This is a genomic window from Tabrizicola sp. (assembly GCF_022842145.1).
Taxonomy (GTDB): domain Bacteria; phylum Pseudomonadota; class Alphaproteobacteria; order Rhodobacterales; family Rhodobacteraceae; genus Tabrizicola.
Genome location: NZ_JALHQD010000009.1, coordinates 1 through 26,498, shown reverse-complemented (window position 1 = coordinate 26,498; position 26,498 = coordinate 1). Strand labels below are relative to the sequence as shown.

Here is a 26,498-nt window from a genome sequence, read left to right as displayed (position 1 = left end):
GGGCGCGCGATGCGGGGGCTGTGGCTGGCGGGCGGCGGGCTTTTCCTGGGGCTGGGGCTTCTGGGCGTGGTGTTGCCGGTCCTGCCGACGACGCCGTTCCTGCTGTTGGCGGCGGCATGCTTTGCCCGGTCCTCGCCCCGGCTGCACCGCTGGCTGCTGGGCCATCCCGTCTTCGGGCCGCCGATCCGGAACTGGGAGGAGAACGGGGCGATTTCGCGTCGGGCCAAGCGGTTGGCCGTGGGAAGCATGGCGGCGGTGCTGCTGGTGTCGCTGGTGCTGGGTCTGGGCTGGAAGGTGCTGCTGGCGCAGTCGCTGCTGATCGCGGTGGGTTGCTGGTTCGTCCTGTCGCGGCCGGACGGCCCGTCAGTCTAAGAGGACCGGGGTGCGGTCGCCGGTCGCAAAGCGGCGCAGGACCTTTGGATAAAGCCGGTGCTCGAGAGTGAGGACGCGGGCCGCCAGCGCAGCCTCGGTATCCCCCGGCAGGACGGGGAGGCGCGCCTGGCCAAGGATGGGGCCGGCGTCCAGTTCGGCAGTGACTTCGTGGACGGCGCAGCCCGCCTCGGTGTCCCCCGCGGCAAGGGCACGGGCGTGGGTGTGCAGGCCGGGGTATTTCGGGAGGAGGGAGGGGTGGATGTTCAGCATCCTCCCCTCGTAGCGGCGGATGAAGCCGGGGGTCAGGATGCGCATGAAACCGGCAAGGCAAAGGATGTCGGGGCTGGCGGCATCGATCTTTTCGGCGAGCGCGGCTTCGAAAGCCTCGCGGTCGCGGCCAAAGGCGCGGTGATCGATGGCGGCAACCGGGATGCCAAGGGCCGCGGCCTTCTCCAATCCCGTCGCGGCGGGGTCGTTCGAGGCGACAAGCACGGGACGCGCGGGATGGTCGCCCGCCATGTCGCGCACCAATGCCAGCATGTTCGAGCCACCCCCGGAAATCAGGATGGCGACGCGTTTCACAGCAGGCGGCCCTGGTAGACGACCCCCTGCCCTTCAACGATCCGGCCCAGTTGGACGACGGTCTCGCCCTCGGCTTGCAGAAGCTCGGTCAGCGCCTCGGCGCGGTCATCGGCGACGACAAGGATCATGCCGATGCCACAGTTGAAGGTCTTGAGAAGCTCGGGCTCCGACATGTTGGCGGTCTGGGCCAGCCAGCGGAAAACGGGCGGCAGTTGCCATGCGCCAAGATCGATCTCGCAGGCCAGCCCTTCAGGCAACACGCGTGGCGGGTTCTCTGTCAGTCCGCCGCCGGTGATGTGGGCCAGGCCGTGCACGCCCCCCGCGCGGACGGCGGCGAGGGCTTGTTTGACGTAAAGGCGGGTCGGGGTCAGAAGCGCCTCGCCCAGTGATCCCGCGCTGAACGGCGAGGGCGCGTCCCAGCCAAGGCCGGATAGCTCCACCACCTTGCGGACGAAGCTGTAGCCGTTGGAATGAACGCCGCTGGAGGCGAGGCCCAGAAGCACGTCGCCCTGCTGGACATCGCGCGGCAGGTCCTGACCACGTTCCATCGCGCCGACGGCGAAACCGGCAAGGTCGAAGTCGCCCTTGTGGTACATGCCCGGCATCTCGGCCGTCTCGCCGCCGATCAGCGCGCAACCACTGTCGGCGCAGCCCTTGGCGATGCCGGTGATGATGCGGGTGGCCTCTTCAACCTCCAGCTTGCCGGTGGCGAAGTAGTCGAGGAAGAACAGAGGTTCAGCCCCTTGGCACACAAGGTCGTTGACGCACATGGCGACAAGGTCGATGCCGATGGTGTCGACGTGGCCGGTGTCGATGGCGATCCGGAGCTTGGTGCCAACCCCGTCGGTTGCCGCGACGAGGATCGGGTCCTGATAGCCTGCGGCCTTGAGGTCGAAAAGCGCACCAAACCCGCCAAGGCCGCCCATCACGCCGGAGCGGGTGGTCGACTTGGCGGCGGGCTTGATCCGGTCGACGAGGGCATTCCCGGCGTCGATATCCACGCCCGCATCGGCATAGGTCAGCCCGTTGTGGCCCTTGGTCATCTGACTGCCCTTTCGCGCGGAATCGATCTTGCGGCCCGCATAGACGATTGCCCGCAAGGGTGCAACGAGGCCCGCTTGACCCCTCGCCCGGTTCTGGTAGGCAAGGAGCCGCTACGGGCCTGTAGCTCAATTGGTTAGAGCAGGGCGCTCATAACGCCTTGGTTGGGGGTTCGAGTCCCTCCGGGCCTACCAGCTTTCAAAGCCCCGGATAGATCGGGAAGGTCTGGCACAGTGCTTCGACCTCGGCCTTGATTTTGGCTTCCACTGCACCGTTGCCGTCTTCGCCATTGGCTGCGAGGCCCTCGGTCACTTCGATGATCCAGCGGCCGATCTGGCGGAACTCGGGCTCACCGAAGCCACGCGTGGTGCCCGCGGGGGTGCCGAGGCGGACGCCGGAGGTGATCGTCGGCTTTTCGGTGTCGAAGGGGATGCCGTTCTTGTTGCAGGTGATGTGGGCGCGGCCCAGGGCTTTCTCGGTCGCGTTGCCCTTCACGCCCTTGGGGCGCAGGTCAACCAGCATCAGGTGGGTGTCGGTGCCGCCGGTGACGATGTCGAGGCCGCCCTTCATCAGCTCGTCGGCAAGGGCTTGGGCGTTCTTGATGACCTGGGCCTGGTAGGTCCTGAAGCCGGGGCGCAGGGCCTCGCCGAAGGCGACGGCTTTCGCGGCGATAACGTGCATCAGGGGGCCACCCTGGATGCCCGGGAAGATCGCCGAGTTGAACTTCTTGGCCAGCGCCTCGTCGTTGGTGAGGATCATGCCGCCACGCGGGCCGCGCAGGGTCTTGTGGGTGGTGGTGGTGGCGACATGGGCGTGCGGGAACGGGCTGGGGTAGAGGCCCGCGGCGACGAGGCCCGCGAAGTGGGCCATGTCGACGAGGAGGTAGGCGCCGACGCTGTCGGCGATCTCGCGCATTTTCGCGAAGTCGATGATGCGGGGGATGGCGGAGCCGCCGGCGATGATCATCTTCGGCTGGTGTTCGGTGGCGAGGGCCTGGACCTGGTCGTAGTCGAGGGTCAGGTCCTGCTTCCTCACGCCATACTGGACGGCATGGAACCACTTGCCCGACTGGTTCGGTGCGGCCCCGTGGGTGAGGTGGCCGCCGGCGTCCAGCGACATGCCGAGGATGGTGTCGCCGGGCTTCAGAAGCGCCTGGAACACGCCCTGGTTGGCTTGGCTGCCGGAGTTCGGCTGGACGTTGGCGAAGCTGCAGCCAAACAGCTGGCAGGCGCGGTCGATGGCGAGGTTCTCGGCGATATCAACGTATTGGCAGCCGCCGTAGTAGCGCTTGCCGGGATAGCCCTCGGCGTATTTGTTGGTCATCACCGAGCCCTGCGCTTCCATCACGGCGCGGGAGACGATGTTTTCGGACGCGATCAGCTCGATCTCGTGGCGCTGGCGGCCCAGTTCCTGGGTGACGGCCCCGAACAGCTCGGGGTCGCGCGAGGACAGGGGTTCGGTGAAGAAACCGGTGTCGCGGTGCGGGGCATTCATGGGGGAAACTCCTATGGGTCAGCCGGTCCAGCCGAGGCCGGAGGCGATGCAGGTCATCGATTGCATGAGGGGGACGGTGATGCCGCCGGTGCCCTGGCGGGACTGGCGGAGAAGGTCGATCTGGAGGTGGTTCAGCCGGTCCAGCTGCGGGCGGAGGTCCTGACAGCGGGCCTGCATCTTGGGGAATCGGTGGCCGAGGGGCGTGCCGGTGATGTCACGCAAGGAGGCCAGCGCGGCGGAATGTTCAGCCTGGATACGGCTCAGGATCGGGGCGCGGATGGCCTCGTCCTCGACCAGCGCCGCATAGGCCTCGGCGATGTCCATGTCGGTCAGCATGAGGGACTTTTCCACCTCGTCCACCATCAGGCGGAAGAGCGGGTGGCGGGCGAACATGTCGGCCATAAGGCGGTCGGCGGCGGGGCCGCGGACCTGGCGGAAGGCGCGCAGGGCCGAGCCAAAGCCGTACCAGCCGGTGATCATGTGCCGGTTCTGCGACCAGGCGAAGACCCAGGGGATCGCCCTGAGGTCGCCCAGGCTGCGCGCACCGAAGCGGCGGGCGGGGCGGGAGCCGATCTTGAGCATCGCCAGTTCCTCGACCGGGCTGGCCTGCTGGAAATAGTCCAGGAAACCGGGCTGGCCCAGAAGCGAGACGTAGGCGGTCTGCGAGAGGCCGGCGAGCGCCTCCAGCGCGTCGATATGTTCGGGGTCGGCGGCGGGCTGGACGCGGACCGGCAAGTGCGACAGGACCGACGAGGCCAGAAGCTCCAAGTTGCCGACGGCAGTGCCGCGGTTGGCGTATTTGGACGACACGACCTCGCCCTGTTCGGTCAGGCGGAGACGCCCCTGCACGGTGCCGACGGGCTGGGCGGCGATGGCGCGGCCGGTGGGCGCGCCGCCCCGGCTGACCGAGCCGCCGCGGCCGTGGAAGAACACGGGCCGCAGCCGGTGGCGGGCCAGGCTTTGGGTCAAGCGGCGCTGCGCCTTGTCAAGCTCCCAGGTGGAGCAGAGGAAGCCGCCGTCCTTGTTGCTGTCGGAATAGCCGAGCATGACCTCGACCGTCGCGTCGCGGGAGCGGAGGCTGCGTTCGGCCAGCGGGACCTTCAGGACTGCATCGAAGACTTCCGGTGCGTGGCGAAGGTCGTCAATGGTCTCGAACAGGGGGACGACTTGCAGGTCCAGTTTCTCGGCCCCGAACCCGGCGTGGCGGGTCAGGAGGTAGATGCCGAGGATATCGTCGGCGGTGCGGGTCATCGACAGGATGAAGGGGCCGATCGCCTCCGGGTCCTCGGACATGCGGGCCTGGCGCATGAGGGCGAGGAGGGCGAGGAGTTCGCATGCCTCGGGCGACAGGCGCGTGCGGTCGGCGTGGGTCAGGTCGGGACGCGAGAGGTCCTCGCGCAGGCGGCGGGACCAGTCGGCGGTGCCGTAGGTGGGGTTGGCGCCGGTCAGCGACCAAAGCTCGGCAATGACGGCGGTGGTGACGGTGGAGTTCTGCCGGATGTCGAGGGTGTGGGTGCGGAAGCCGAAGACCTCGGCCTGCCAACGCAAGGGGGTCAGGTAGCGGGCGGCAAGGCGGTCGGCGCCGATGGCCTTCAGGCCGTCTTCAAGGGTGCGGAGATCGGTCAGGAAATGGCTGACCGAGGTGTAGCCCCCTGCCCCGTCCAACGTCGCCTGCAAGCGGTCGGCCATCGCGGTCAGGGCCTGGCGGAAGAGTTCACCGGGGTTGCGGGCGATAAGGTCGGCGGCGCGGGGGCTGGCGGCGGTGATCCGGTCGATACGGGCGGAAAGGTCGGCCGGGACGGGCACGATGCGGGCGGTGATGCTGATGCGGGCGGCGGCTGTCGCGACCTCGGCGAGGTAGCGCGTCAGGATCGCCTGGCGCGAGCGTGCCAGCGCATCGCGGGTGGTTTCGGTGGTGACATTCGGGTTGCCGTCGCGGTCGCCGCCGATCCAGGAGTGGAAGCGGACACAGGGAGTGACGGCCATACCCTCACCGAAGCGCGCTGTGGTGGCGGTGGTGAAACGGTCGAAGACCTGCGGGACGGCGTCGTACAGCGCGTCGCGGAAGAATTGCAGGCCCCATTCGATCTCGTCCGCGAGGCGCGGGCGTTCGATGCGCAACTCTCCGGTCATCCAGAGAAGGTCGATTTCGGATTCGATGTCGGCGTGGATGTCGTCGCGTTCGCGGGGGGTCCAGCGCTGGGTTTCAAGCGAGACGAGAAGCCGGTAGATGCGGCGGTGGATTTCCAGGACGGTGACGCGCTTGGCCTCGGTCGGGTGGGCGGTCAGAGTGGGGCCAACCGAAAGCCGGGTGGAAAGCTGGGCGAAATCCTCGCGGCTGAGCGCGGGGTCGAGGGCGGAAAGTGCGGCGGCGAAGCTGCCTTCGACGGCTTCCGGGCCCAGAGCGGCCTCGACCATGCGGCGGGATCGCATGGCAGCGTTTTCGTCAACGATCTTGGTAAGTTGGAACCAGATGTTCACAGCCTGCATTAAGGCAATTGCCGTGTGGCCCGACGGAAAGGCAACGGTTGGGTCAAGCGCGGTCTGCAGGACCTGCGGCGCGCGGCGCTGGATGACATTGGACCACAAGCGGCGCAGGTCGGCGCGCAGGGCGGCGACATAGGCGTCGGTGTCGTCACCGACCGGTTCGGTCAACTGCGGTGCCGCGGGCATGTCACGCCACCCGGTCGCGAGGGGTACGGCCATCGAAGAAGGCGGCCAGGTTTTCCAGGACGCGGAAGCCCATCGCCTCACGCGTTTCGCGGGTGGCCGAGCCGAGGTGCGGCAGGAGGACAAGGTTGTCGGCATTGAGCAGGGCGTCGGGGACGGAGGGTTCGCGTTCGAAGACGTCGAGACCGGCGCCAGCGATGGTGCCGAACCAGAGGGACTGCGCGAGGGCGTGTTCGTCGATGACCTCGCCCCGGGCGGTGTTGATGAGGAAGGCCGAGGGCTTCATCAGGTCAAGACGGCGGGCGTTGATCAAGTGACGGTTCGCGGTGCCACCGGGACAATGGAGCGAGACGAAGTCGCAGTCGGGAAGAAGGTCCTCGATACTGGCGACCTGGGTCGCGTTGTAGCGGGCGAGGACGTCGGTCGGGACCGGTGAGCGGTTCTGGACGATGATCTTCATCCCGAAGCCGAAATGCGCACGTTGGGCCATCGCCTGGCCGATGCGGCCGAAGCCGATGATTCCGAGGGTGGCGCCAGAGACCTTGGTGCCGATCAGGTGAGTCGGACGCCAGCCGGTCCAGCGGCCTTCGCGAAGCTCGCGTTCCCCCTCGCCTGCCCTGCGGGCGACCATGAGGAGAAGCGTCATCGCGATATCGGCGGTGCATTCCGACAGGACGTCGGGCGTGTTGGTCACGGCAATGCCCCGGTCCTTGGCGGCCTGGGTGTCGATATGTGCGAAGCCGACGCCGTAGTTGGCAAGGATCTTGGTCCGGGGGCTGGCATCGAAGACAGCCGCCGGAAGCTTGTCGGTGACGGTGGGGAGGATGGCGTCGTAGCGGGTCATTGCCTGACGGAAGTCAGCCTCGGTCATGGGCTTGTCCGCGCTGTTCAGGTCGACGTCGAAGTTCGCGGCCATCTGCGCTTCGACAGCCTGCGGCCAGCGCCGCGTGACCAGGACCTTGGGCTTCGACATCATCCTCCCCTTCCCTTGCTTCAAGCGGCGCGCTTGGCCATGACCTTGGCGACCGTTTCGCCGATGACCGAGGGGTTCTCGGCAACGGTCACTCCGGCGGCGGTCAGGATTTCCACCTTCTCGGAGGCGCTTTCGCCGAAAGCAGAGATGATCGCGCCTGCGTGGCCCATCGTGCGGCCCTTGGGTGCGGTCAGGCCCGCGATATAGGCGATGACGGGCTTCGACATGTGGTTCTGGATGTATTCGGCGGCTTCGGCTTCCTGCGGCCCGCCGATTTCGCCGATCATGCAGACGATATGGGTGTCGGGGTCGGTCTCGAACCGTTCCAGGATGTCGCGGAACGACGAGCCGTTGATCGGGTCGCCGCCGATGCCGACCGAGGTCGAGATGCCGATGCCCCGGTCCTTCAGCTGCTGGGCGGCCTCATAGCCGAGGGTACCGGAGCGGCTGACGATGCCGACGTTGCCTTGCAGGTAGATGTGGCCCGGCATGATGCCAAGCAGGGCTTTGCCGGGGCTGATGGTGCCCGCGCAGTTCGGGCCTGTCAGGACCATGCGGCGTTCGCGGGGGTAGCGCATCATGTAGCGCTTCACCCGGATCATGTCCTGCGCCGGGATGCCATCGGTGATGCAGACGCAGTAGCGGATGCCCCCGTCGGCGGCTTCCATGATGCTGTCGGCAGCGAAGGGCGGCGGCACGAAGACGAGGGAGGTGTCGCAGCTGGTCGCCTCCACCGCTTCTTTCATCGTGTTGAAGACCGGGATGCCCATGACGGTTTCGCCGCCTTTGCCCGGGACCACGCCCGCGACGACCTGGGTGCCGTAGTCGAGCATTTCCTTGGTGTGGAACTGCGCCATGCGGCCGGTGATGCCTTGGACGACAACGCGGCTGGTACGGTCGAGAAAGATGCTCATCAGACGGCCCTCATCAGTTGCTTGCGGTCGTTCTTCCAGGCGATCACGGCCCGCTCGGCGGCCTCCATCAGCGTGTTGGCGCGGATGATCGGCAGGCCGGATTGCGCAAGGATCTTCTGGCCTTCCTCGACGTTGGTGCCCGAGAGGCGGACGATGACGGGGACGTCCACGGGTTCGGCGCGCAGGGCCTGGACGACGCCTTCGGCCACCCAGTCGCAGCGGTTGATGCCGGCGAAGATGTTGACCAACACCGCCTGCACGTTCTTGTCCGACATCACCAGGCGGAAGGCCTTGGCTACGCGTTCCGGCGTCGCGCCGCCGCCGATGTCGAGGAAGTTGGCGGGCTCACCACCGGCGAGCTTGATCGTGTCCATCGTCGCCATCGCCAACCCTGCGCCGTTCACGATGCAGCCGATGTTGCCCGACAGGCCGATGTAGGCCAAACCCCGGTCGGCGGCCCGGCTTTCGCGCGGGTCTTCCTGGGATTTGTCGCGCAGCTCGGCGATCTGCGGGTGGCGGAAGAGGGCGTTGGTGTCGAAGGTCATCTTCGCGTCCAAGGCGAGGATGCGATTGTCTGCGGTGATGACCAGCGGGTTGATTTCCACCATCGTCGCGTCAAGGTCGCGGAAGGCGCGGTAGCAGCCCTGCAGGGTGCGGACCATCTGCTGGGTCAGTGCAGCCGGGATGCCCAGCTTGTAGGCGATCTCGCGGGCCTGGAATTCCTGCAGGCCCACGGCGGGTTCTACCGTGGAGCGGACGATGGAGTCGGGGCGCGAGGCCGAGATTTCCTCGATCTCCATCCCGCCTTCCGAGGAGGCGACGATCATCACACGCTGCGAGGAACGGTCGAGGACGAAGCCCAGGTAGATCTCGCGGTTGAAGGCGACGGCGGCCTCGACGTAGACGCGGTAGATGCCCTTGCCTTCGGCGCCGGTCTGATGCGTCACGATCTTGCGGCCGAACATGCCTTCGGTCGCTTCGTGGATGTCGTGTTCGGAGTTGCAGAGCTTGACGCCACCCGCCTTGCCGCGGCCCCCGGCATGGACCTGGGCCTTGACGATCCAGCGGTCGCCCCCCAGTTCCCGCGCCCGGTAGGCGGCTTGTTCGGGGCTGTAGGCCAGCGCGCCCGCGGGCACGGCGACGCCGAATTTGGCAAGGATTTCCTTGGCCTGATATTCGTGGATGTCCATTGGTTCCTCCCGTTATTCGGCGGCCAGGGCGGCGGCATAGTGGGTTTCCAGCGCGGCAAGCGCCTGGCCCACGTCGACGTTTGCGCCCATCGCGTTCATCTCGGCGGCGAAGCGTGTCACGATCTCGGTGATCGCGGCTTCGCTGAGTTGGTTCAGGATGCCGATGCGGACCTGCACGGGCTCCGACAGGGTCGGCCAGATGCCAAAGCCCTTGGCACGGGCTGCAGCCACAAGTTCCTTTTCGCGGCCAGCAAGCGCGCCGGGCAGGTTCAGGACGACGAGGCTGGTCATATTGGACGTGACCTCGCAACCAAGCGCCTGCACGGCGGCACGCAAGGCGGCCTCGTGGTGGGCGTAGTCGGCAGCCTTTTGGGCCCGGCCGTGCTGGAGGTTGATGCGCAGCGCCTCGTGGAAGGCGGCGACGGCGTAGCCGGAATGGGTGCGGTGGTAGCTGCCCGCTGCGACGTCCTTGCCGTCGACGATGCCCCAGTGGCGGGCCTCGAAGATCGGGTTGTGGACGTAGGAGTAGCAGCCGTTTTCCCGCAGGTGGGCGATGTAGCGGTCGGTGAAGCTGACCGGGGCGTAGGTCAAGGGCAGGCAAAGGACGCCCTTTTGCGGGCAGGAGGCCCAGCCGACGACGCCGGGGAAGTCGTCGATGGCGAAGTCTTCGATCCCAAGCGAGGAGACGGCGTCGACAAGGCCCATCACGTTGTGCTTCAGGCAGGCCTCCGAGAAGCCCTGGATGTCGTTGATCCGGCCCGAACCGGTTTCCCAATGCGCCATCGTGGCCCAGGTCGGCTTGTGCTGGGCCAGGGCTTTTTCGATGATTTCAGCCGTGACCGACTGGCCGTGCGGGACCTGGATGACGGTGACGCTGGCGGGCTTGGGGTCGAGCGCGTTGGCCTTCAGATCCTCGCGCGTCGCGGCCCGGGTACGGACCGTAAGAGCGTCGATGCCGGAGAAGGTGCCGTTGACGAAGCAGACCACCGTGTCGCCCGGCAGGATGGCGGAGAAGAGGGCGTCAAGCCCGCTCCAACCGGTACCGGCGACGCCGAAGGTGTAGGTGTTCTTCGTGCCCCAGACCTGCCGCAGCATGTGCTTGCATTCGACCATGCCGCGCAGGACGTCGGCCTGCATGTGGTCGGCGAGGCCCGCGTTGGCGAAGCTTGCCAGAACCCTCGCGTCGGTGTTGCCAGGACCGGGGCCAGCGGCCAAAGTCTCGGGAATGACAAGTTGGGGGAAAAGTTCGGTATCGGTCATGCGGCGCCCCTCCCAAGGCCTGTGGCGTTTGGACCGTCGTCTGGGCGGGACCTGCGACGCTTCCGGGTGCAGCGGAAGAAAGTGTCACGGGGTCTGCCTGGACGTTGGTCCTTGACGCTTAGGAAAGCGGCAGTCGACAAATCCCGCAACAGTCGTATATCCTGCCAATGGATATCTATTTGGGTGGGGTTCAACCTACCCAATACGGTGGATATGCAGCGGTATACCGAAGTTACCTGCCCGAACGGGTAGGGTCAGGGGCGGCTAATGGCACTTTGGGATGACGATCAGAAGGTGGTAGCGGTAACGCTGATGCTGGCGGACGCGAACCCGCTGATGCTGGCCGCGATGTCCGAAATCTTCGAGAAGGACCGCCGATTCTCTCTGGTGGCGACGGCTGCCACCGCCGAGGGGTTCCTGGGCATGGCGATGCGCATGCCGGTGCAGGTGGGCGTGATCGACTGGAACCTGCCCGCCCTGGGCGGCGCGCGGCTGATCGATGTGCTGCGCACGCAGGCGAACGCACCGCGGATGGTGGTCTATGCCGAGGACACCGGTGACATCCCTAGGAAGGCGATGGCGGCGGGGGCGGCGGGGTTCGTCTCCCGCTCCGAATCGGTGGAACGGCTGCTGGAGACCTGCGCGGCGGTGGCGAAGGGGCAGATGGTGTTCCCCTTTCTGGACATACGCGGGCTGAAGCAGGACCCGATCGAGGCGCTGTCGCCACGGGAACGCACCCTGCTGGAAGCTTTGTCCAAGGGACTGACCAACCGGGAACTCGCGCGGGATCTGGAGATCAGCGCGAATACGGTGAAATTTCACCTGTCGAACCTGTTCGAGAAGCTGGCGGTGAAGAACCGCGCGCAGGCGATTGCGTTCTACTATTCCAACCGCGCGTCACGCGGCGAGATGTAGGCGTGCATTTTCCGGCTTGACGAAGTGGGCTCGCTTCGCCGATGCGTAAGGCGGGTGCAGCTCCTGACTTAGGAGCCCAACATGTCTTTCCACGTCATCACGCAGGCCCCCGCGCGCCTGAACCGCAGCGAGCTGGCCGTTCCGGGCAGCGCCCCCCAGATGTTCGAGAAGGCCGCCGCGTCGGATGCAGACGTGATCTTCTTGGACCTGGAAGACGCCGTCGCCCCGGACGACAAGGCGCAGGCGCGCAAGAACATCATCAAGGCGCTGAACGAGCTCGACTGGGGCAAGAAGACCATGTCGGTGCGGATCAACGGGCTTGATACCCATTTCATGTACCGCGACGTGGTGGATGTGGTCGAGCAGGCCGGGGAGCGGCTGGACCTGATCATGATCCCGAAGGTCGGGACGGCGGCGGATGTCTATGCGGTCGACATGATGGTCACGCAGATCGAGGACGCGAAGGGCTACAAGAAGCGGATCGGGTTCGAGCATATCATCGAGACGGCGTTGGGGATGCAGAACGTCACCGAGATCGCCGGGGCGTCGAAGCGGAATGAAAGCCTGCACTTCGGGGTGGCGGACTATGCGGCCTCGACCCGGGCGCGGACGACGATCATCGGCGGGGTGAACCCGGATTATTCGGTGCTGACCGACACGCTGGAGGATGGCAGCCGCGCGGTCCACTGGGGCGATATGTGGCACTATGCGCTGGCCCGGATGGTGGTGGCGGCGCGGGCAAACGGGCTGCGGCCGGTCGATGGGCCGTTCGGGGACTTCTCGGACCCCGACGGGTACCGGGCCGCGGCGAAGCGGGCGGCGGTTCTGGGCTGCGAGGGGAAGTGGGCGATCCATCCCAGCCAGATCGCGCTGGCCAACGAGGTGATGAGCCCGTCGGAGGCTGAGGTCACGCGGGCGCAGCGGATTCTGGAGGCGATGGAGAAGGCGGCGGCCGAGGGCAAGGGCGCGGTGTCGCTGGACGGGCGGCTGATCGATTATGCGTCGATCCGGCAGGCGGAGGTGCTGGTCCAGAAAGCCCGGCAGATCGCGGCGGGGTAGGCCTGCCCACGCGTGGTGCGTTTTGCGCCGGCAAGGATATCAAGAGGTTGGCTGCGGGCGTTTACCGTCGGTTAACCCGGCACAGCATGGGCCGGGGGAGCGATCCCTCGGCCTGATTGCATGCCCCTGACCTAGGTTCAGGCGCTGGCCGGGGGTGGCACGGTGCCCCCAATTGCCCATCCCCTCCGTACGACCGGAATGAGGGAGGCGCTACAGCCCAGGTGGTCCGGTCGGCTGCATCGGCGGCGGATGCCTCCGGCGGGGATATTTGGGCAAAGATGAAAGCGGGCCGGTGGGTGAGGGCTTCGGGCCGGCCGCAGCTATTCGACCGGGAGCAGCACCACCGCGACGCGGCGGCCTTCGCCTAGGAGGACGTTGTAGGTGCGGGCGGCGGTAGGGGAGGCCATGACCTCGACCCCGATGCCCTGCCCTTCCAGCGCCGCACGGAAGGCTTGCGGCACATGGGCGATGCTGGCACCGGTGCCGACGAAGAGAACGTCGATCTTGTCCACCAGGCTAAGCGGTGCCGCGGTATCCTCGTAGCCGCCCCAGGGGCCGGCGTCCCAGGGCGTGATCAGGCAAGGTCCGCGGAAGATGTGACCGGCCACGCGGAAGAAACCGGGGCCGTAGCCCTCGATCGCCTTGGCGGAGCCGTAGGTGACTTCGGTCAGGCGCATCAGGCCCCCTTACGCATCCACGTTGGCGAATTCGCCCGAGCCGGGCTTCTTCGTCTTGTCGCTGCGGTCCACGCCCAGCATCAGTACGATGTTCTTGGCCATGTAGAGCGTGGAGTAGGTGCCAAGCACAACGCCCAGGAGCATCGCGAAGACGAAGCCGCGGATCACGTCACCGCCGAAGATGAAGAGGACGGAGAGCGAGATGAAGGTTGTCGAGGCGGTCATGATCGTCCGCGAGAGTGTTTCGTTCGCGGTGAGGTTCATCATCTCTCGCAGGGGCATCTGCTTGTATTTGGCCAGGTTTTCACGCAGCCGGTCGAAGATGACCACGGTATCGTTGACCGAATAGCCCAAGATGGTGAGCAGCGCCGCGACGATGGTCAGGTCGAACTTGATCTGGAAGAGGGCGAAGATGCCCACCGTCACCAGCACGTCGTGGATCAGCGCCGCGACGGTGCCGACGGCGAACTGCCATTCGAAGCGGACCCAGACATAGGCCAGAATGCCGATCGCACCGGCCAGCACGGCCAGCAAGGCGGAAGTGATCAGCTCCTGGCTGACTTTCGGGCCGACCGATTCGACCGATGGGAAGGTGATGGCCGGGTCGATGGTCTGAAGCGCGGCTTCGACCTCGGCGATGACTTCGGGGGTCACCGATTCCTCGCCTTCGCGGGCTGAGAGGCGGATCATCGCGACATGCTGGTCCTCCCGGAAGGAGGGATCGAAGACCTGGGTGATAGAGACGTCTCCGGCGTCGATGCCGGAGAGCGCCTCGCGGTAGTCGGCGACGTCGACCGCAACGGTGGATTCCGTGCGGATCGTGGTGCCCCCCCGGAAGTCGATGCCGAAGTTCAGCCCCATCGTGAAGATCAGCACCAGCGAGGCGACCATCGCGAAGATCGACGAGCCGAAGGTCACCCACTGGATGGCGAAGAAGTTGATGTTGGTCGTTTCGGGAACCAGACGCAGACGCCAGGCCATATCGATATCCTCCGGTCAGACCACAAGCGTCTTGGGACGTTTCCAGTCGATGTATGTCTCGACGATCAGGCGGGTGACGTAGACGGCGGTGAACATCGAGGTGATGATCCCCAGACCCAGCGTCACTGCAAAGCCGCGCACCGGGCCGGAGCCGAGCCAGAACATGATCACGGCGGTCAGAAGCCCGGTCACGTTCGAGTCCATGATCGCCGAGAAGGCGCGGTCGAAGCCCTGCTCCATCGCGCGGCGGGCATTGGCCCCGGCCCGCAATTCCTCGCGCATGCGCTCGAAGATGAGAACGTTGGCGTCGACGGCCATCCCCATCGTCAGGACGATGCCGGCAATGCCGGGCAGCGTCAGGGTTGCCCCGATGGCCGACAGGATTGCCATGAGGAGGGCGATGTTGACCGCAAGAGCGATGTTGGCGAAGAGACCGAACATGCCGTAGCAGGCGATCATGTAGACGGCGACGGCGACCATGCCGATCAGCGCGGCGGTGCGACCGGCGTCGATCGAATCCTGGCCTAGTTCCGGGCCGATGGTGCGTTCTTCGAGGAAGGTCATCTCGGCCGGAAGGGCACCCGCGCGCAGAAGGACGGCAAGGCGGGTCGATTCCTCGACGTCGAAGTTGCCGGTGATGATGCCGGAGCCGCCCGGAATGTGGCTTTGGATCACCGGGGCCGAGATCACCTCGTCGTCCAGCACGATGGCGAAGGGCGCACCGATGTTGGCGGCGGTGTAGTCGCCGAAGGCGCGCGCGCCGGTCGTGTCGAAGCGGAAGCTGACCGCGGGCTGGCCGTTCTGGTCGAAGGAGGGCTGGGCATCCACCAGATCCTCGCCCGAGACGACGGGGGTCTGCTCGACGATGTAGTAGACACCCTCTTCGTCCATCGAGGGCAGGAGGACGTTGCGCGGACCGGGGCTCGCGCCTGCGTCGGTGGTGCGGCTGATCACGGCGTTGAAGGTCAGTTGTGCGGTCTGTCCGATCAGGGCCTTGAGTTCCTGCGCCGAGCCGATGCCGGGGACCTGGATCAGGATCCGGTCGGTGCCCTGGCGCTGGATCGTGGGTTCACGGGTCCCGGCCTCATCCACCCGGCGGCGGATGATTTCCAGCGACTGCTGGATCGTGCGCTGGTCGGTGGCCTGCTGTTCGGCCTCGGACAGCCGGACGACGATGTCATTGCCTTCCGAGGTGACGTCGATGGTGCTTTCGCCGACCCCGGTCAGGGTGACGACGCTGGAGCCAAGCGCGCGGACGGCTTCAAGCGCGGCGGGCATGCCCTCGGGGTTGGACAGGGTGACGCGGAGGACGTCATCGGGCGAAGGCGCGCGGCGGACGGCGCCGACCTGGTCGCGCAGATCGCGGAGGGCGTCGCGGACTTCGGGCCAGAGACCGTCCATGCGGGTCTTGTAGACGTCCTCGACCTGGACTTCGGCGAGAAGATGCGCCCCGCCCCGAAGGTCCAGGCCGAGGTTCATCAGGGCCGAGGGCAGGAAACCAGGCCATTCGGCCGCGGCGGTGGTCTGTTCGGGGGTCGCGGTGCCCCCGGCTGCCTCGATGGCGATGACGGCGTCGTTATGGCGTTCGACCTGCGCGTAGAAGAGGTTCGGGACCGCCGCCAGGACACCCCAGCCGCAGACCAACAGGATGAGAACGCGCTTCCAGAGCGCCATCGATTCCATGATCTGAGACCTAGTTCGCCGCTGGTTCGGTCTTGTTCAGGACGGTCGTGATGGTGTGCTTGAGGACCTTGACCCGGACGCCTTCGGCAATCTCGACTTCGACCATGCCGTCGTCCTGGACCTTGGAGACCTTGGCGACGATGCCGCCCGAGGTCACGACCTGATCCCCACGGCGGAGCGCGTCGACCATGGCGCGGTGTTCCTTCATCTTCTTCTGCTGCGGACGGATCAGCAGGAAGTAGAAGATCACGAAGATCAGGATGATCGGCAGGAACTGCGCGAAGACGGCGGCGCCGCCGGGCGCGGCTGCGGCGTCCTGGGCGAAAGCGGGAGTGACGAACATGGGCATCCTCTCTGGGCAGGGCCGGGTGGTCGGTCTTGCCGCCCCCGTTGCGATTGTCGGGTGATGTAAGGCCTTTCGCGGCACTTTGCCAGAGGGCGCGCGCGGTTACCGTATGGGGCGACGGCTTCCCCCCTGCCGCGATATCGGGCATAAGCGCCGGCGTACCAATCCACTGAGGTCTGCCATGCACGATATCCGCTTCATCCGCGAAAACCCGGCCGCGTTCGATGCGGCCCTGTCGCGTCGGGGATTGGCGCCGATGTCGGCGGAGCTTCTGGCGCTTGATGAAGGGCGGCGGATGGAAATTCGCGCCGCGGAGTCTGCCGCCGCTGAGCAGAATGCGGCGTCGAAGGCTGCTGGGATTGCAAAAGCGAAAGGTGACGAAACGGAGTTCAATCGCTTGCGTGACCTTGTTGCGCTGCGGAAGAATGACGCGATCCTGCTGACTGACAATGCAAACAAGCTTGATGCTTTGCTGCGTAAGAGACTTATGGAAATCGCCAACCTGCCCCTGGACGAAGTGCCGGACGGGCCGGACGAAAGCGGGAACGTGGAGATCCGGCGCTGGGGTTCGCCCCGCGTGATGGACTTCAAGCCGTTGGAGCATTTCGATATTCCCGCGGCGAAGGGTGGTCTGGACTTCCAGACGGCGGCCAAGCTTTCGGGCAGCCGCTTTGTCGTGCTGCGCGGTGCTGTGGCGCGGGTACACCGGGCCTTGGCGCAGTTCATGCTGGACCTGCACACCGACGAGCATGGTCTTTCTGAGACTTGGACTCCGGTGCTGGTCAAGGACGAGGCGATGTTCGGAACAAATCAGCTACCGAAATTCGCCGACGATTCCTTCTTGGGTGATTGGTACTCCGGTCGCGCCGATCGCCTCAGAAAGGCCCTTGGCTACAAGATGCCCGCCGATGTGCAGAGCATCTCTCAGGGGGAACCCCTTGAGGACGTGGTGGACCGGATTCTCGACCGAGCGCCGTTCTCTGAGGCCCTTTGGCTTATCCCAACCTCTGAGGTCACCCTGACAAACACTGTCGCAGGCGACATTCTTGACGAATCCGCGCTGCCTATTCGACTTACCGCTCATTCCCAATGCTTTCGCTCCGAAGCCGGTTCTGCAGGAAAAGACACTGCAGGCATGCTGCGGCAACACCAGTTCGAGAAGGTCGAGATGGTGACGATCTGCGCGCCGGAAACTGCGCTGGCCGAGCATGAGCGGATGACGAAATGCGCCGAAGCGGTGCTGGAGCGGCTGGGCCTGCCCTACCGCACCATCGTCCTTTGCACCGGCGACATGGGATTCGGCGCGCAGAAGACGCATGACCTGGAGGTCTGGCTGCCGGGGCAGAACACGTTCCGCGAGATCTCTTCCGTCTCGACCTGCGGCCAGTTCCAGGCGCGGCGGATGAATGCGCGCTACCGGCCTGCAGGTGGCAAGCCCGAGTTCGTGGCAACGCTGAACGGCTCGGGCCTGGCGGTGGGACGCTGCCTGATTGCGGTCCTGGAGAACGGGCAGGAAGCCGACGGCTCGGTCACCTTGCCGGCGGCGCTGTTGCCCTATCTTGGCGGCAAGACGCGGATCACGGCCGAGGGTGTGCTGATCTGACCAAGGAACCGGCCTTAGGGTGGCGGGTTCCCTCTACCCTGTTGTTTTTCTTGGAGGCCGGAATGTCCCGACCGCTTGCGCTGATCCTGTTCCTTGCCACCATCGCCTTTGCGGTGGCCCCCTTCATCACGCCGCCCTTCACCGGCTATCGACCCGGCCAGTTCCCGGTCGAGATCGTCCGCCCGGCGATCCAGCCGGCAGGCTATGCGTTTGCGATCTGGTCGGTGATCTATCTGTGGCTGATCCTGCACGCGGGCTACGGGCTGTGGAAGCGGTCGGACGATCCGGCCTGGGCGCGGGTGCGGCCGGCGTTGACGGTCGCGCTGGTGCTGGGCACGGTCTGGCTCGGGATTGCCGGGGCAAGTCCGATCTGGGCGACGGCGGTGATCCTGGTGATGGCGGCGGCGGCGATCCTGGCCTTCCTGCAGGCCCCGACCGCGCCGGACCGCTGGCTTCTGTCCGCGCCCTTGGCGATCTTCGCGGGGTGGCTGACAGCGGCCTCGCTGGTGTCCACGGGCATCCTCTTGGCCGGGTATGGCTACACCGGCAATGAGGAAGCGGCCTATGACATGCTGGCGGTCGTGCTGATCCTGACGCCGCTGATTCAGTCGCGGCGGCCACGGATGCCGATCTATACGTTGACGGTGGCCTGGGCGCTGGCAGGCGTCGCGGTGGCGAACTGGGGCACGGGGACCTACGTGGCCTGGGCCGCGCTTGGCATCGGCGCGGTGGTGCTGGCGGCGGCTGGCTGGCTCTGGCGCCGAGGGTGATGCGGGGGCCAAATTCCTTGAGTAAGGAATTTGACAAGAATTTTGCTTAAAATTCTTGGCCCCAGCACTACTGCCCGGTGTTCTTTTCCTTGTGCTTCCGAAGCCGCGAGGGCGTGTGGAACTTGCGGTCCTTCCACGGGTTCTCGTTGCCCTGTGAGCGCAGGAAAAGCCGGATCGGCGTGCCGGGCATGTCGAAGTGGTCGCGCAACCCGTTGACCAGATAGCGCTTGTAGCTTTCCGGCAGCTCGTCGGGGCGCGAGCACTTGATCATGAAGCCCGGCGGCCGGGTCTTGGCTTGCGTCATGTAGCGCAGCTTGATCCGGTGCCCGCCGGGGGCCGGCGGGGGGTGCGCTTCGGACATCGCACCGAGCCAGGTGTTCAGCTTGGCGGTCGCGATCCGGCGGTTCCAGACGTCATGCGCCTTGCGGATCGCGTCGTGGAGCCGGTCGAGGCCCCTGCCCGTCTTGGCGCTGACGGTGATCAGCGGCGCGCCACGCAGCTGCGGCAGAAGGCGGTCGAACATCTCTTTCAGCTCGGCCAGCTTTTCCTGCTTTTCGTCCTCGAGGTCCCACTTGTTGACGGCAACGACGACGGCGCGGCCTTCGGTCTCGGCAAAGTCGGCGATGCGGAGGTCTTGCACCTCGAACGGGATTTCGACGTCGAGAAGGACCACGACCACTTCGGCGAAGCGGACGGCGCGGATGCCGTCGGAGACGGAAAGCTTTTCAAGCTTCTCGGTGATCCGGGCCTTCTTGCGCATGCCAGCGGTGTCGAAGATACGGATCGGGGTGCCCTGCCATTCGGCGCGAACCGAGATCGAGTCGCGGGTGATCCCCGGTTCCGGCCCGGTCAGAAGGCGGTCGTAGCCGAGGATCTTGTTGATCAGGGTCGATTTTCCGGCATTCGGGCGGCCGATGACGGCGATCTGCAAGGGCTTTTTCGCCGTCGGATAGTGGGCGGTCTCATCCGCTTCAAGTTCGGCGTCGGCCTCCGATAGGTCGATGTCGACCTCGGGCGCGTTCTCGGCCTCACGCTCGGCGAATTCGCCTTCGAGGGGTTTCAACTCGCGGTAAAGGTCGTCCATCCCCTCGCCATGTTCGGCGGAGATGCGGATCGGTTCGCCAAGGCCAAGGGAATAGGCCTCGAGCGCGCCGGCGTCGCCGGCCTTGCCTTCGGCCTTGTTGACGGCCAGGAACACGCGGGCGTTCTTCTTGCGCAGGATGTCGGCGAAGACTTCATCCGTGGGGGTGACGCCCACGCGGCCGTCGATGACGAAGAGGCAGGCGTCGGCCATCTCGACCGCGCGCTCGGTCAGGCGGCGCATCCGGCCTTGCAGGCTGTCGTCGGTGACTTCCTCCAGCCCCGCGGTGTCGATCACAGTGAAACGCATGTCGAAGAGCCGCGCGTCGCCTTCACGCAGGTCGCGGGTCACGCCGGGCTGGTCGTCGACCAGCGCAAGCTTGCGGCCCACGAGGCGGTTGAAGAGCGTCGACTTGCCCACATTGGGGCGTCCCACGATGGCGAGGGTAAAGGTCATGGTCTTGGTCCGGCAATGGCGAAGCGGTTGCCATACACGGGATGGGCCTTAGCGGAAAGCGTGAAGTTGCCCGTTGCCGCCGACGACATAGAGCGTGCCGCCCGCGATGGCGGGTTGTGCTGCGGCCCCACCGGGGATTTCGGCGGTGTAGGCCAGCGTGCCATCCGTGGGGTCGAAGGCCCGCAGAAGGCCGTCGGAGGAGACGACCATGATGCGGCCCCCGGCGAGGACGGGCCCGTAATGGGCGAAGATGCCCTTGCGGCGCTTGACCTTGTCGTTGGTGAAGTAGGGCATCTCGACGGACCAGATCACCGCGCCGGTGGCGGCGTCGAGGCGGACGAGGCGGGCTTCGTCGTTGACGAGGAAGAGCGAGCCGCCCGCGACGGCGACGGGGCCGAGCGCGCCTTCGCCGGCGGACCAGATGCGTTCACCCGAGGCGGCGGACATGGCGACGGTGCGGCCGGCGCCGGAACCGGCGAAGAGGGTCTTGCCGGCGATCACGGCGTCTCCGGTGACGTCGGAGGTCAGGGCATAGGCGCGGCCGAGGCGCTTGCCGGCCAGCGAGGACTGCCAGACCTTGGTGCCGCCGCCGATCTTGAGGACGGCCATCAGGTCGCCCGCGGCAGAGGGGAAGATCACAGCGCGGTCGCCGACTGTCGGGGCGGCGGTACCGATGTAGGAGGTCTTGCCGGGGGTTCCGATGACCTGCCAGACGACCTTGCCATCGGCGGCGTTGACCGCCCAGGCCGAGCCATCACGGCCAGAGACGTAGACGGCTTCTCCGTCGGTGGCGGGGGCGCCACTGATCGGCGCGTCGACGCGCTGGCGCCAGACCACGGCGCCGGATGCGGCGTCGAGGGCGACAAGCTCGCCGTAGCCGGTGGTGGCGAAGACCCGGCCGCCTGCGGTGGCCAAGCCGCCGGCCGTGAGCCCGCCGCCCTTGTCGAAGCTGGCGGTGAGGTCGGTGGACCACAGGGCGCCGCCCGCGGTCGAGGTGGCGGTGACGGAGGTGCCGGAGTCGATGGTGAAGATGCGGCCATCGGCCACCACGGGGGCGGCGGAAATGCGGTTCTTGCGGCTGGAGCCGGAGCCGATGTTGGCCGACCAGACGCGCTGCGGCGTGGCCGACAGGGCGGCGTGCGGCATCAGGTGGCGGGCGTTCCCGGCGCGGTGGGTCCAGTCGCCGCCGGTCTGCGGACCCAGCGAGATGGCCACGCTTTGGTTTTCAGCAGCGGCAGGGGCGGTCGGCGCGGGCTGGCCTTCGACGGGAAGGCTGGCCTCAAGATCGGCGCGGATGGGGAAGCGTTCACCGGGAAGGATGACCTCGCGTTCGCCGCAGGCCGCCAGAAGCGCCAGGAGCCCCATGCCGGTGATCAGCTTGCCGCCCATTTGTCCGAACTTCATGCGTGCCACCTGAAAGGACCTTTCCGATCTTCCCATCACCCGCCTCAGCCGTTTGCGGTTTCGGGCAATGTTCCGCCAAGTGCGGTCACGACCTGGGCCAGACGTGCGCGGAGCGAGGCGGATGCCTCTTGATCCTGCATCAGCGCCGTGAGCGCAGCGATCGCCTCGTCGGTCTTGCCTTCCTCGATCAGCAGGTAGGCCAGCTGCTCTTCGGCAAGGGCGCGATAGGGGCGACCGGGTGCGGCGATGCCCTGCAGCGCGGTCCGACGGTCGGCCAGCGGCTGTTCGGCCCCGGCGACCAGCACCCGGCGCAGGACTGCAAGGTCGCGGTAGGCAACCGACAGCGCGGCGTCCGCGGCGACCTTGTCGAGAGCGGCCAGCGTGGTGGCCTTGTCCTCGTCGGGGTCTGACGCAAGGATCAGCTGCTGGATGGCGGTCTGTTCGGCGTCCGACGGCACCCCGGCCAGCGCCTCGCGGCGTTCCGCGGGCGTGCCTTGATCCAGAGCGTCGATCAGCGCGTCGCCGAAGGCTTCGGCCCGGGCCGCGTCGCGCGACTTGGACCATTCGGTCCAGGCCGTGCCACCGACGAGGCCGAGGATGATGAGGACACCGATCCAGCCATAGGTGCGGAACAGGCGGAACAGCCGGTCACGGCGCACCTCTTCGGTGACTTCTTCGATGAAGCTGTCGGGATTGCTCAACGCCGTTGCCTCTGCTGTCGTTTTCCCCGTCTTACAGGCAAAGGCCGCACATTGCCAAGCCCTGCCCCGCCCCGGTGGCGGTCAGAACTCTGTTGGCAGGCCCAGCGCCTTGCGGAAACCCGCTATCCAGTCCTCGTAACCCTGCGGCAGCGTGCCTGCGGCCTGCATCTCTTCGAGGATCGCCAGTGCTTCCTGGTTCTCGGCCGTGGGGTCCTGCAAGAGAACGGCGGTCTGGTCCAGCGCGCGCACGAGGTCGATGCGGTACCAGGGATCGTCCGGATAGGCGGCGGCGAGGTCGCGCATGATCCGCAGCGATTCCTCCTGGTGGGTGAGCGCGGTGTCAAAGTCCTCACGGTCGGAGAGTGCCGTGGCCACGCTGGCCCGGCTTAGCGCGAGATTGCGGTACCAGAGCGCGTTCGACGGGTCCTGGCTGACCAGCCAATCGCGCAGGGCCAGCGAATCCTGGTGGCTTTTCAGCGCGGCGGCCACATCGCCGGTGGTGCTTTGCGCAGTGCCAAGACGTTCCAATGCAAGGGCCAGATCATTGGCCCAGCCCGTGCTGTAGGGGTCTATGTCCAGAAGCTGGTTGCCCTGGTCGACCATCGCCAGAAAACTTTCGACCGCTGCCCGGTTGTCGCCCAGTGCAACCTGCGCGTCGCCCAGCCGGTTCAGGGTGACAAGGCGGTCATGCATGTGGTCGGGCACATCCGGCCCAAGCTGCAACAGCCGGTCGGCGGTTTCCAGCGAGGCCATCGCCACCGTCACCGCCTCGGAGTTGCGGCCAAGCTGCATCAGCGTCGAGGCGTGGATGTTCTGCGCGATCGAGAGGTCGCGCAGGACAAGGCTGTCGGCCGGGGCCGCGCCCGCCATCAGGGTCTGACGGGCCACGGCGTCGGCGATCAGCGGCTCGGCCGCGGCGGGGTCGCCTGCGGCAAGGTCCATCTCGGCCATCGCGGTGAGAGTGAGCGCGGCATCGCGCTGGAAGCGGGGGGCCGGATCGGCATCGGCAAGGGCAAGGCGGAGGGTAAGCGCGGACTGCAGGACCTCACGCGCGCCGGTGGTGTCGCCCATCGCGGTCTTGATGTCGGCGATCTTCTGCAGCGCAAGGCCGAGGTCCGCCTGCCGGATCGGCTCGTCGGGGTTTAGGGCGACGATGCCCTCGGCGATGCTGCGGGCGGTTTCCTGCGCCTCGAGTGCGGCGACGAAGTCGTTGCCGTCGAAGTGCAGATCGCCCATCCGGTCGAGGCTGACGAGCAGGTCCTGTTGCCAGACCATGTTGGTCGGATCGAGCGCAGCCAAGTTCTGGCGGATCGAGAGGGCTGCCTGATGGGCGAGAAGCGCCGAGTCGGTGTCGCCGATGAACCGCTGCGCATCGCCGATCCGGTCGAAGTTGATCGCAAGGTCACGCTGGCGCGGCTTGTTGCCGGGATCGAGTGCGGCCAGTTCCTCGCGGATCGCCAGGGCCTTGCCGTAGGTTTCCAGCGCGGCGGGATAGTCGCCTTCGTCGACCAGCATGTCGCCGATCCGTTCGTAGCTGACCGAAAGGTTGCGCCGGATCACCGTGTCGGTCGGGTATTCCGTCACCAGGGCTTCGGCGATCGCCAGGGCGGTCTGGAAGGCGGCTTTGGCACCCTCTTTGTCGCCAAGGTCAAGCTTGGCGTCGCCGATGCGTTCCTGGGTGTAGGAGATGTCCATCCGGTAGGTGATGTTCGTGGGATCGCTGTCGAGAAGGGTGTGGGCGATCCCCAGCGCCTCGACATGGGCATCCAGAGCGCCAGCGGCGTTGCGTCGGGTCAGGCGGATCGAGCCGACGCGGTTCACCGCCACCTGCCGGTCGCGCATCAGGTCGACGTCGTCGGGCCGCTGGTCGGCCTGCCACTCTGAGAATTCCAGCGCCGAGGAATAGGCGGTTTCGGCTTCCTTCAGGTAGCCCTGCTGCTGCAGGACGCCGCCAAGGTCATTCAGCGACCACACGAGTTCGCGCACCCATTCGACGTCGGTGGCGTCCGCCTCGACCCGGGCCTGCGCGAAGGTGGCGCGGGTGTTGTAGGCCGACCAGGCGGCTTCGGTATTGCCGGCGACGAGGTGCAACTCGCCCAGGGAGGTCAGCGTGGCGACGTAGGCGAACTGCGCCTCGCGGTCGATGTCACCGGCCACCTCGGCGTAAAGGGTTGCGGCTTTCTGGAGGTCGGAGATCGCCAGGTCGTAGCGCAGGTCGGTGCGGGCCGCGTTGGCGTTCAGCATGTGCGTCGCGGCTTCGGAGAGCGTGCGGGAGAGGTAGGTCGCCTTGATCGTGGTGCGGGCGGTGGCGTCGATTTCGGCGGCATCGGTCAGCAGGCCGCGGGCGGCATCGAAGGCACCGAGGGTGAGCTGTTCCTCGGCCTGGGCGCGCAAAGCGGCGACGCGGGGGTCGTCGGACTGGAACTTTTGTAGTTCGGACTGGAAGCTTTCATAGGATTGCGCGGCCTCGATCAGCATGGCGGCGCGTTCTTCGGGGGTCTGGGCGTCGAGGTCGGCAGAGAGAAGGGCCGCGTAAAGGGGCGCCAGTGGCAGGTTGCGGGCTGTCGCCAGGTATTCAACCTCGGCCCGGATGTCGGGGGTGAGGTTGGCCATCGCAATGAGGAGCTGGTCGCGTTCTGGCAGCACGCCCTGGCCGGAGATGAAGATAAGCTCGGGCAGGCCGGATTCGATGTAGGGCAGCTGCTTGCCGCGGCTGCGGTCGTAGACGTCCTGCTGGACGAGGGTGAGGGCGGTGCGCAGTTCGACGCCGGCGGTGGCGAAGTGGCGCACGAGGGCCGAGGTGAAGGGCGAGTTCTGGCCGTCGCCGTCCGAGGCGGTTTCACCGGGGGCGGCGGCGAAGGCGAAAAGGACACCGTCGGCGCGACCGATGCGGCCGAGGCCGGGCTTCGGCTTGGGCGCGGTGGGCGGGTCGTCTTCCAGGGCCGCGGCACCACGTCCCTCGGTCCCACCACCGGCAAAGGGGTCGTCGCGGCATGCGTCGAGGAGGATGATGGCAATCCTGGCGACCGACTGGATCGCCTCTTGCGCCTCGGACAGGGGGAGCGAGGTTTCGGCAAGCCGGGCCGCCGAGGAGGCGTCGGCGTCGGTGGGCAGAAGGTAGTTCACCCCGTCGATGGCGACCCCGTGGCCAGCGAAGAACAGAAGGGCGACGTCGGCCCCGGCGGCGTCTTCCTGGAAGTCCTCAAGCGCGCGGCGGGTGCGTTTCAGGTCGCGGTTGGTCTCGACGTAGACCTGGAAATCCAGCTGTTCCAGCACCGCTTCCAGCGCGCGGGCGTCGTTGGAAGGGTTCTCCAGCGGGCGGATGTTCCGGTAGTCGTCGGCGGCGATCAGGAGGGCGACGCGCTTTTCGGCCAGCGCGGCGGAGAGGCCGCAAAGCCAAAGGACCAGAACAAGACCGAGACGCCGGATGAGCATCGCCACTCCCAAAGGGTGGCGGCAGAATGGGGAAGCCTGACCGGATGGTCAAAGGAAAAAGCCTGTCATCTTGCAGGCTTCACGGGTCCGAGATCGGTCAGGACCCCGCGGCTACCCGTGCCGCCGGGGCCACGTCCTGAGGCAGGCCCAGAGCCGCGTCCTCGACCTCGATCTCGCCTTCCATCACCTGGCGCTGCCACATGGCATGGTAGACGCCGCCGAGGTCCAGAAGCGCGTCGTGAGTGCCGCGTTCGATCACCCGGCCTTCCTCCAGCACGAGGATCTGGTCGGCGTCGGCGATGGTGGACAGACGGTGCGCGATGGTGATGACGCTGCGGCCCTGCCCCATCTCGGCCAGGCTTTCCTGGATCGAGCGTTCGGTCTGGGTGTCGAGCGCGCTGGTCGCTTCGTCCAGGATCAGGATCGGCGGGTTCTTCAGCAGCGTCCGGGCGATGCCGACGCGCTGCTTTTCGCCACCCGAAAGCTTCAGGCCGCGTTCGCCGACCTTGGTCTCATAGCCTTCGGGCAGGCGCGTCACGAAGTCGTGGATGCGGGCGGCGCGGGCGGCGGCGACGATTTCGGCTTCGGTGGCGTTGGCTTTGCCATAGGCGATGTTGTAGCGGATGGTGTCGTTGAACAGGACAGTGTCCTGCGGGACCACGCCGATACTTGCGTGAAGCGAGGATTGCGTCACGGCGCGCAGGTCCTGGCCGTCGATCCGCACCGCGCCCGAGGTCACTTCATAGAAGCGGAAGAGAAGCCGCCCGATGGTGTGAATCGCCCCGGGTCTGTCGGAGACCGTCAACTTAAGCAAGGATGACGGGTATGACAAAGAGCAAAATGGCAAATCGCTACTCTCCTGAGGTCCGCGCGCGTGCGGTCCGGATGGTG

The 26,498-nt window shown here is 66.6% G+C and carries 21 protein-coding genes, 1 tRNA gene and 1 pseudogene; 6 read left to right on the top strand and 17 right to left on the bottom strand.

Going from position 1 to position 26,498, the window contains the following annotated elements; translation table 11 throughout:
- Positions 1–9 precede the first annotated feature (9 nt).
- Positions 10–372, top strand: coding sequence for a YbaN family protein (locus Q0C42_RS18145; RefSeq protein WP_295079268.1), 363 nt, complete (start codon positions 10–12; stop codon positions 370–372).
- Here the strand turns inward: Q0C42_RS18145 and purN are convergent.
- Positions 364–954 (bottom strand): phosphoribosylglycinamide formyltransferase, encoded by a 591-nt coding sequence (gene purN, locus Q0C42_RS18140; protein ID WP_295079265.1) that lies wholly within the window; start codon positions 952–954, stop codon positions 364–366. The two genes, Q0C42_RS18145 and purN, sit on opposite strands and share 9 nt — an antisense overlap.
- A complete protein-coding gene (purM, locus tag Q0C42_RS18135) occupies positions 951–1,997 on the bottom strand; it encodes a phosphoribosylformylglycinamidine cyclo-ligase (RefSeq protein ID WP_295079262.1) in 1,047 nt (348 codons plus the stop codon). Before purM ends, purN begins: the two co-directional genes overlap by 4 nt.
- 115 nt (positions 1,998–2,112) lie before the next feature.
- On the opposite strand from purM, the gene Q0C42_RS18130 reads away from it, so the two are divergent.
- Positions 2,113–2,189 (top strand) — tRNA-Ile (locus Q0C42_RS18130).
- A 4-nt stretch (positions 2,190–2,193) separates the two neighbouring features.
- Here Q0C42_RS18130 and glyA read toward each other — a convergent pair.
- The 6 genes from glyA to Q0C42_RS18100 are packed head-to-tail and all read right to left on the bottom strand — an operon-like array spanning position 2,194 to position 10,496.
- Positions 2,194–3,489, bottom strand: a complete 1,296-nt coding sequence (gene glyA / locus Q0C42_RS18125; protein WP_295079259.1) for a serine hydroxymethyltransferase — start codon at positions 3,487–3,489, stop codon at positions 2,194–2,196.
- Positions 3,490–3,507: 18 nt separating this feature from the next.
- Positions 3,508–6,162 (bottom strand): phosphoenolpyruvate carboxylase, encoded by a 2,655-nt coding sequence (locus tag Q0C42_RS18120; RefSeq protein ID WP_295079256.1) that lies wholly within the window; start codon positions 6,160–6,162, stop codon positions 3,508–3,510.
- A 1-nt stretch (position 6,163) separates the two neighbouring features.
- Positions 6,164–7,132, bottom strand: a complete 969-nt coding sequence (locus Q0C42_RS18115) for a D-glycerate dehydrogenase (protein WP_295079253.1) — start codon at positions 7,130–7,132, stop codon at positions 6,164–6,166.
- Positions 7,133–7,152: 20 nt separating this feature from the next.
- Positions 7,153–8,046: a succinate--CoA ligase subunit alpha gene (sucD, locus tag Q0C42_RS18110; protein WP_295079250.1), complete on the bottom strand. Its 894-nt coding sequence runs from the start codon at positions 8,044–8,046 to the stop codon at positions 7,153–7,155.
- Positions 8,046–9,236, bottom strand: coding sequence for a malate--CoA ligase subunit beta (locus Q0C42_RS18105; protein ID WP_295079247.1), 1,191 nt, complete (start codon positions 9,234–9,236; stop codon positions 8,046–8,048). Before Q0C42_RS18105 ends, sucD begins: the two co-directional genes overlap by 1 nt.
- A gap of 12 nt (positions 9,237–9,248) precedes the next feature.
- A complete protein-coding gene (locus tag Q0C42_RS18100) occupies positions 9,249–10,496 on the bottom strand; it encodes an aminotransferase (RefSeq protein ID WP_295079245.1) in 1,248 nt (415 codons plus the stop codon).
- A gap of 312 nt (positions 10,497–10,808) precedes the next feature.
- On the opposite strand from Q0C42_RS18100, the gene Q0C42_RS18095 reads away from it, so the two are divergent.
- Positions 10,809–11,411: a response regulator transcription factor gene (locus tag Q0C42_RS18095; RefSeq protein WP_295079675.1), complete on the top strand. Its 603-nt coding sequence runs from the start codon at positions 10,809–10,811 to the stop codon at positions 11,409–11,411.
- Positions 11,412–11,492: 81 nt separating this feature from the next.
- Positions 11,493–12,470, top strand: coding sequence for a CoA ester lyase (locus Q0C42_RS18090; RefSeq protein WP_295079243.1), 978 nt, complete (start codon positions 11,493–11,495; stop codon positions 12,468–12,470).
- A gap of 320 nt (positions 12,471–12,790) precedes the next feature.
- On the opposite strand, the gene Q0C42_RS18085 is transcribed toward Q0C42_RS18090, so the two are convergent.
- From Q0C42_RS18085 to yajC, 4 genes are read right to left on the bottom strand one after another with little or no spacing between them, the layout of a single operon-like run.
- Positions 12,791–13,147 (bottom strand): Mth938-like domain-containing protein, encoded by a 357-nt coding sequence (locus Q0C42_RS18085; RefSeq protein ID WP_295079242.1) that lies wholly within the window; start codon positions 13,145–13,147, stop codon positions 12,791–12,793.
- Between the two features lie 9 nt (positions 13,148–13,156).
- The gene (gene secF / locus Q0C42_RS18080; RefSeq protein WP_295079240.1) at positions 13,157–14,128 is read right to left on the bottom strand and encodes a protein translocase subunit SecF; all 972 of its coding nucleotides are present in this window, start codon (positions 14,126–14,128) and stop codon (positions 13,157–13,159) included.
- Positions 14,129–14,143: 15 nt separating this feature from the next.
- Positions 14,144–15,811 (bottom strand): protein translocase subunit SecD, encoded by a 1,668-nt coding sequence (gene secD, locus Q0C42_RS18075; protein ID WP_295079237.1) that lies wholly within the window; start codon positions 15,809–15,811, stop codon positions 14,144–14,146.
- 10 nt (positions 15,812–15,821) lie between these two features.
- Entirely contained in the window at positions 15,822–16,154 is a 333-nt protein-coding gene (gene yajC, locus Q0C42_RS18070) for a preprotein translocase subunit YajC (protein ID WP_295079234.1), read from the bottom strand.
- 184 nt (positions 16,155–16,338) lie between these two features.
- Here yajC and Q0C42_RS18065 point away from each other — a divergent pair, with 184 nt between their 5' ends.
- Both Q0C42_RS18065 and Q0C42_RS18060 read left to right on the top strand, forming a co-directional pair.
- A complete protein-coding gene (locus tag Q0C42_RS18065; RefSeq protein WP_295079231.1) occupies positions 16,339–17,760 on the top strand; it encodes a serine--tRNA ligase in 1,422 nt (473 codons plus the stop codon).
- Between the two features lie 62 nt (positions 17,761–17,822).
- Complete coding sequence (locus tag Q0C42_RS18060) at positions 17,823–18,530, top strand: hypothetical protein (RefSeq protein WP_295079230.1); 708 nt, start codon at positions 17,823–17,825, stop codon at positions 18,528–18,530.
- 67 nt (positions 18,531–18,597) lie between these two features.
- Here the strand turns inward: Q0C42_RS18060 and der are convergent, their stop codons facing one another.
- The 5 genes and pseudogenes from der to Q0C42_RS18035 all read right to left on the bottom strand — a co-directional run.
- Positions 18,598–20,067: a ribosome biogenesis GTPase Der gene (gene der / locus Q0C42_RS18055; protein ID WP_295079228.1), complete on the bottom strand. Its 1,470-nt coding sequence runs from the start codon at positions 20,065–20,067 to the stop codon at positions 18,598–18,600.
- A 48-nt stretch (positions 20,068–20,115) separates the two neighbouring features.
- Entirely contained in the window at positions 20,116–21,471 is a 1,356-nt protein-coding gene (locus Q0C42_RS18050) for a PQQ-binding-like beta-propeller repeat protein (protein ID WP_295079226.1), read from the bottom strand.
- Positions 21,472–21,515: 44 nt separating this feature from the next.
- Positions 21,516–22,172, bottom strand: coding sequence for a hypothetical protein (locus Q0C42_RS18045; RefSeq protein ID WP_295079224.1), 657 nt, complete (start codon positions 22,170–22,172; stop codon positions 21,516–21,518).
- A gap of 81 nt (positions 22,173–22,253) precedes the next feature.
- A complete protein-coding gene (locus Q0C42_RS18040; protein ID WP_295079222.1) occupies positions 22,254–25,607 on the bottom strand; it encodes a caspase family protein in 3,354 nt (1,117 codons plus the stop codon).
- A gap of 97 nt (positions 25,608–25,704) precedes the next feature.
- Positions 25,705–26,379: pseudogene (locus Q0C42_RS18035) on the bottom strand (ATP-binding cassette domain-containing protein); the annotation flags it as partial.
- Positions 26,380–26,498: the final 119 nt, after the last annotated feature.

Bases quoted from the DNA above. Each gene is read 5' to 3' on its own strand.
- Q0C42_RS18145 (WP_295079268.1), top strand. From the start codon at position 10: ATGCGGGGGCTGTGGCTGGCGGGCGGCGGGCTTTTCCTGGGGCTGGGG.
- purM (WP_295079262.1), bottom strand. From the start codon at position 1,997: ATGACCAAGGGCCACAACGGGCTGACCTATGCCGATGCGGGCGTGGAT.
- glyA (WP_295079259.1), bottom strand. From the start codon at position 3,489: ATGAATGCCCCGCACCGCGACACCGGTTTCTTCACCGAACCCCTGTCC.
- Q0C42_RS18120 (WP_295079256.1), bottom strand. From the start codon at position 6,162: ATGCCCGCGGCACCGCAGTTGACCGAACCGGTCGGTGACGACACCGAC.
- Q0C42_RS18115 (WP_295079253.1), bottom strand. From the start codon at position 7,132: ATGTCGAAGCCCAAGGTCCTGGTCACGCGGCGCTGGCCGCAGGCTGTC.
- sucD (WP_295079250.1), bottom strand. From the start codon at position 8,046: ATGAGCATCTTTCTCGACCGTACCAGCCGCGTTGTCGTCCAAGGCATC.
- Q0C42_RS18105 (WP_295079247.1), bottom strand. From the start codon at position 9,236: ATGGACATCCACGAATATCAGGCCAAGGAAATCCTTGCCAAATTCGGC.
- Q0C42_RS18100 (WP_295079245.1), bottom strand. From the start codon at position 10,496: ATGACCGATACCGAACTTTTCCCCCAACTTGTCATTCCCGAGACTTTG.
- Q0C42_RS18095 (WP_295079675.1), top strand. From the start codon at position 10,809: ATGCTGGCGGACGCGAACCCGCTGATGCTGGCCGCGATGTCCGAAATC.
- Q0C42_RS18090 (WP_295079243.1), top strand. From the start codon at position 11,493: ATGTCTTTCCACGTCATCACGCAGGCCCCCGCGCGCCTGAACCGCAGC.
- Q0C42_RS18085 (WP_295079242.1), bottom strand. From the start codon at position 13,147: ATGCGCCTGACCGAAGTCACCTACGGCTCCGCCAAGGCGATCGAGGGC.
- secF (WP_295079240.1), bottom strand. From the start codon at position 14,128: ATGGCCTGGCGTCTGCGTCTGGTTCCCGAAACGACCAACATCAACTTC.
- secD (WP_295079237.1), bottom strand. From the start codon at position 15,811: ATGGAATCGATGGCGCTCTGGAAGCGCGTTCTCATCCTGTTGGTCTGC.
- yajC (WP_295079234.1), bottom strand. From the start codon at position 16,154: ATGTTCGTCACTCCCGCTTTCGCCCAGGACGCCGCAGCCGCGCCCGGC.
- Q0C42_RS18065 (WP_295079231.1), top strand. From the start codon at position 16,339: ATGCACGATATCCGCTTCATCCGCGAAAACCCGGCCGCGTTCGATGCG.
- Q0C42_RS18060 (WP_295079230.1), top strand. From the start codon at position 17,823: ATGTCCCGACCGCTTGCGCTGATCCTGTTCCTTGCCACCATCGCCTTT.
- der (WP_295079228.1), bottom strand. From the start codon at position 20,067: ATGACCTTTACCCTCGCCATCGTGGGACGCCCCAATGTGGGCAAGTCG.
- Q0C42_RS18050 (WP_295079226.1), bottom strand. From the start codon at position 21,471: ATGAAGTTCGGACAAATGGGCGGCAAGCTGATCACCGGCATGGGGCTC.
- Q0C42_RS18040 (WP_295079222.1), bottom strand. From the start codon at position 25,607: ATGCTCATCCGGCGTCTCGGTCTTGTTCTGGTCCTTTGGCTTTGCGGC.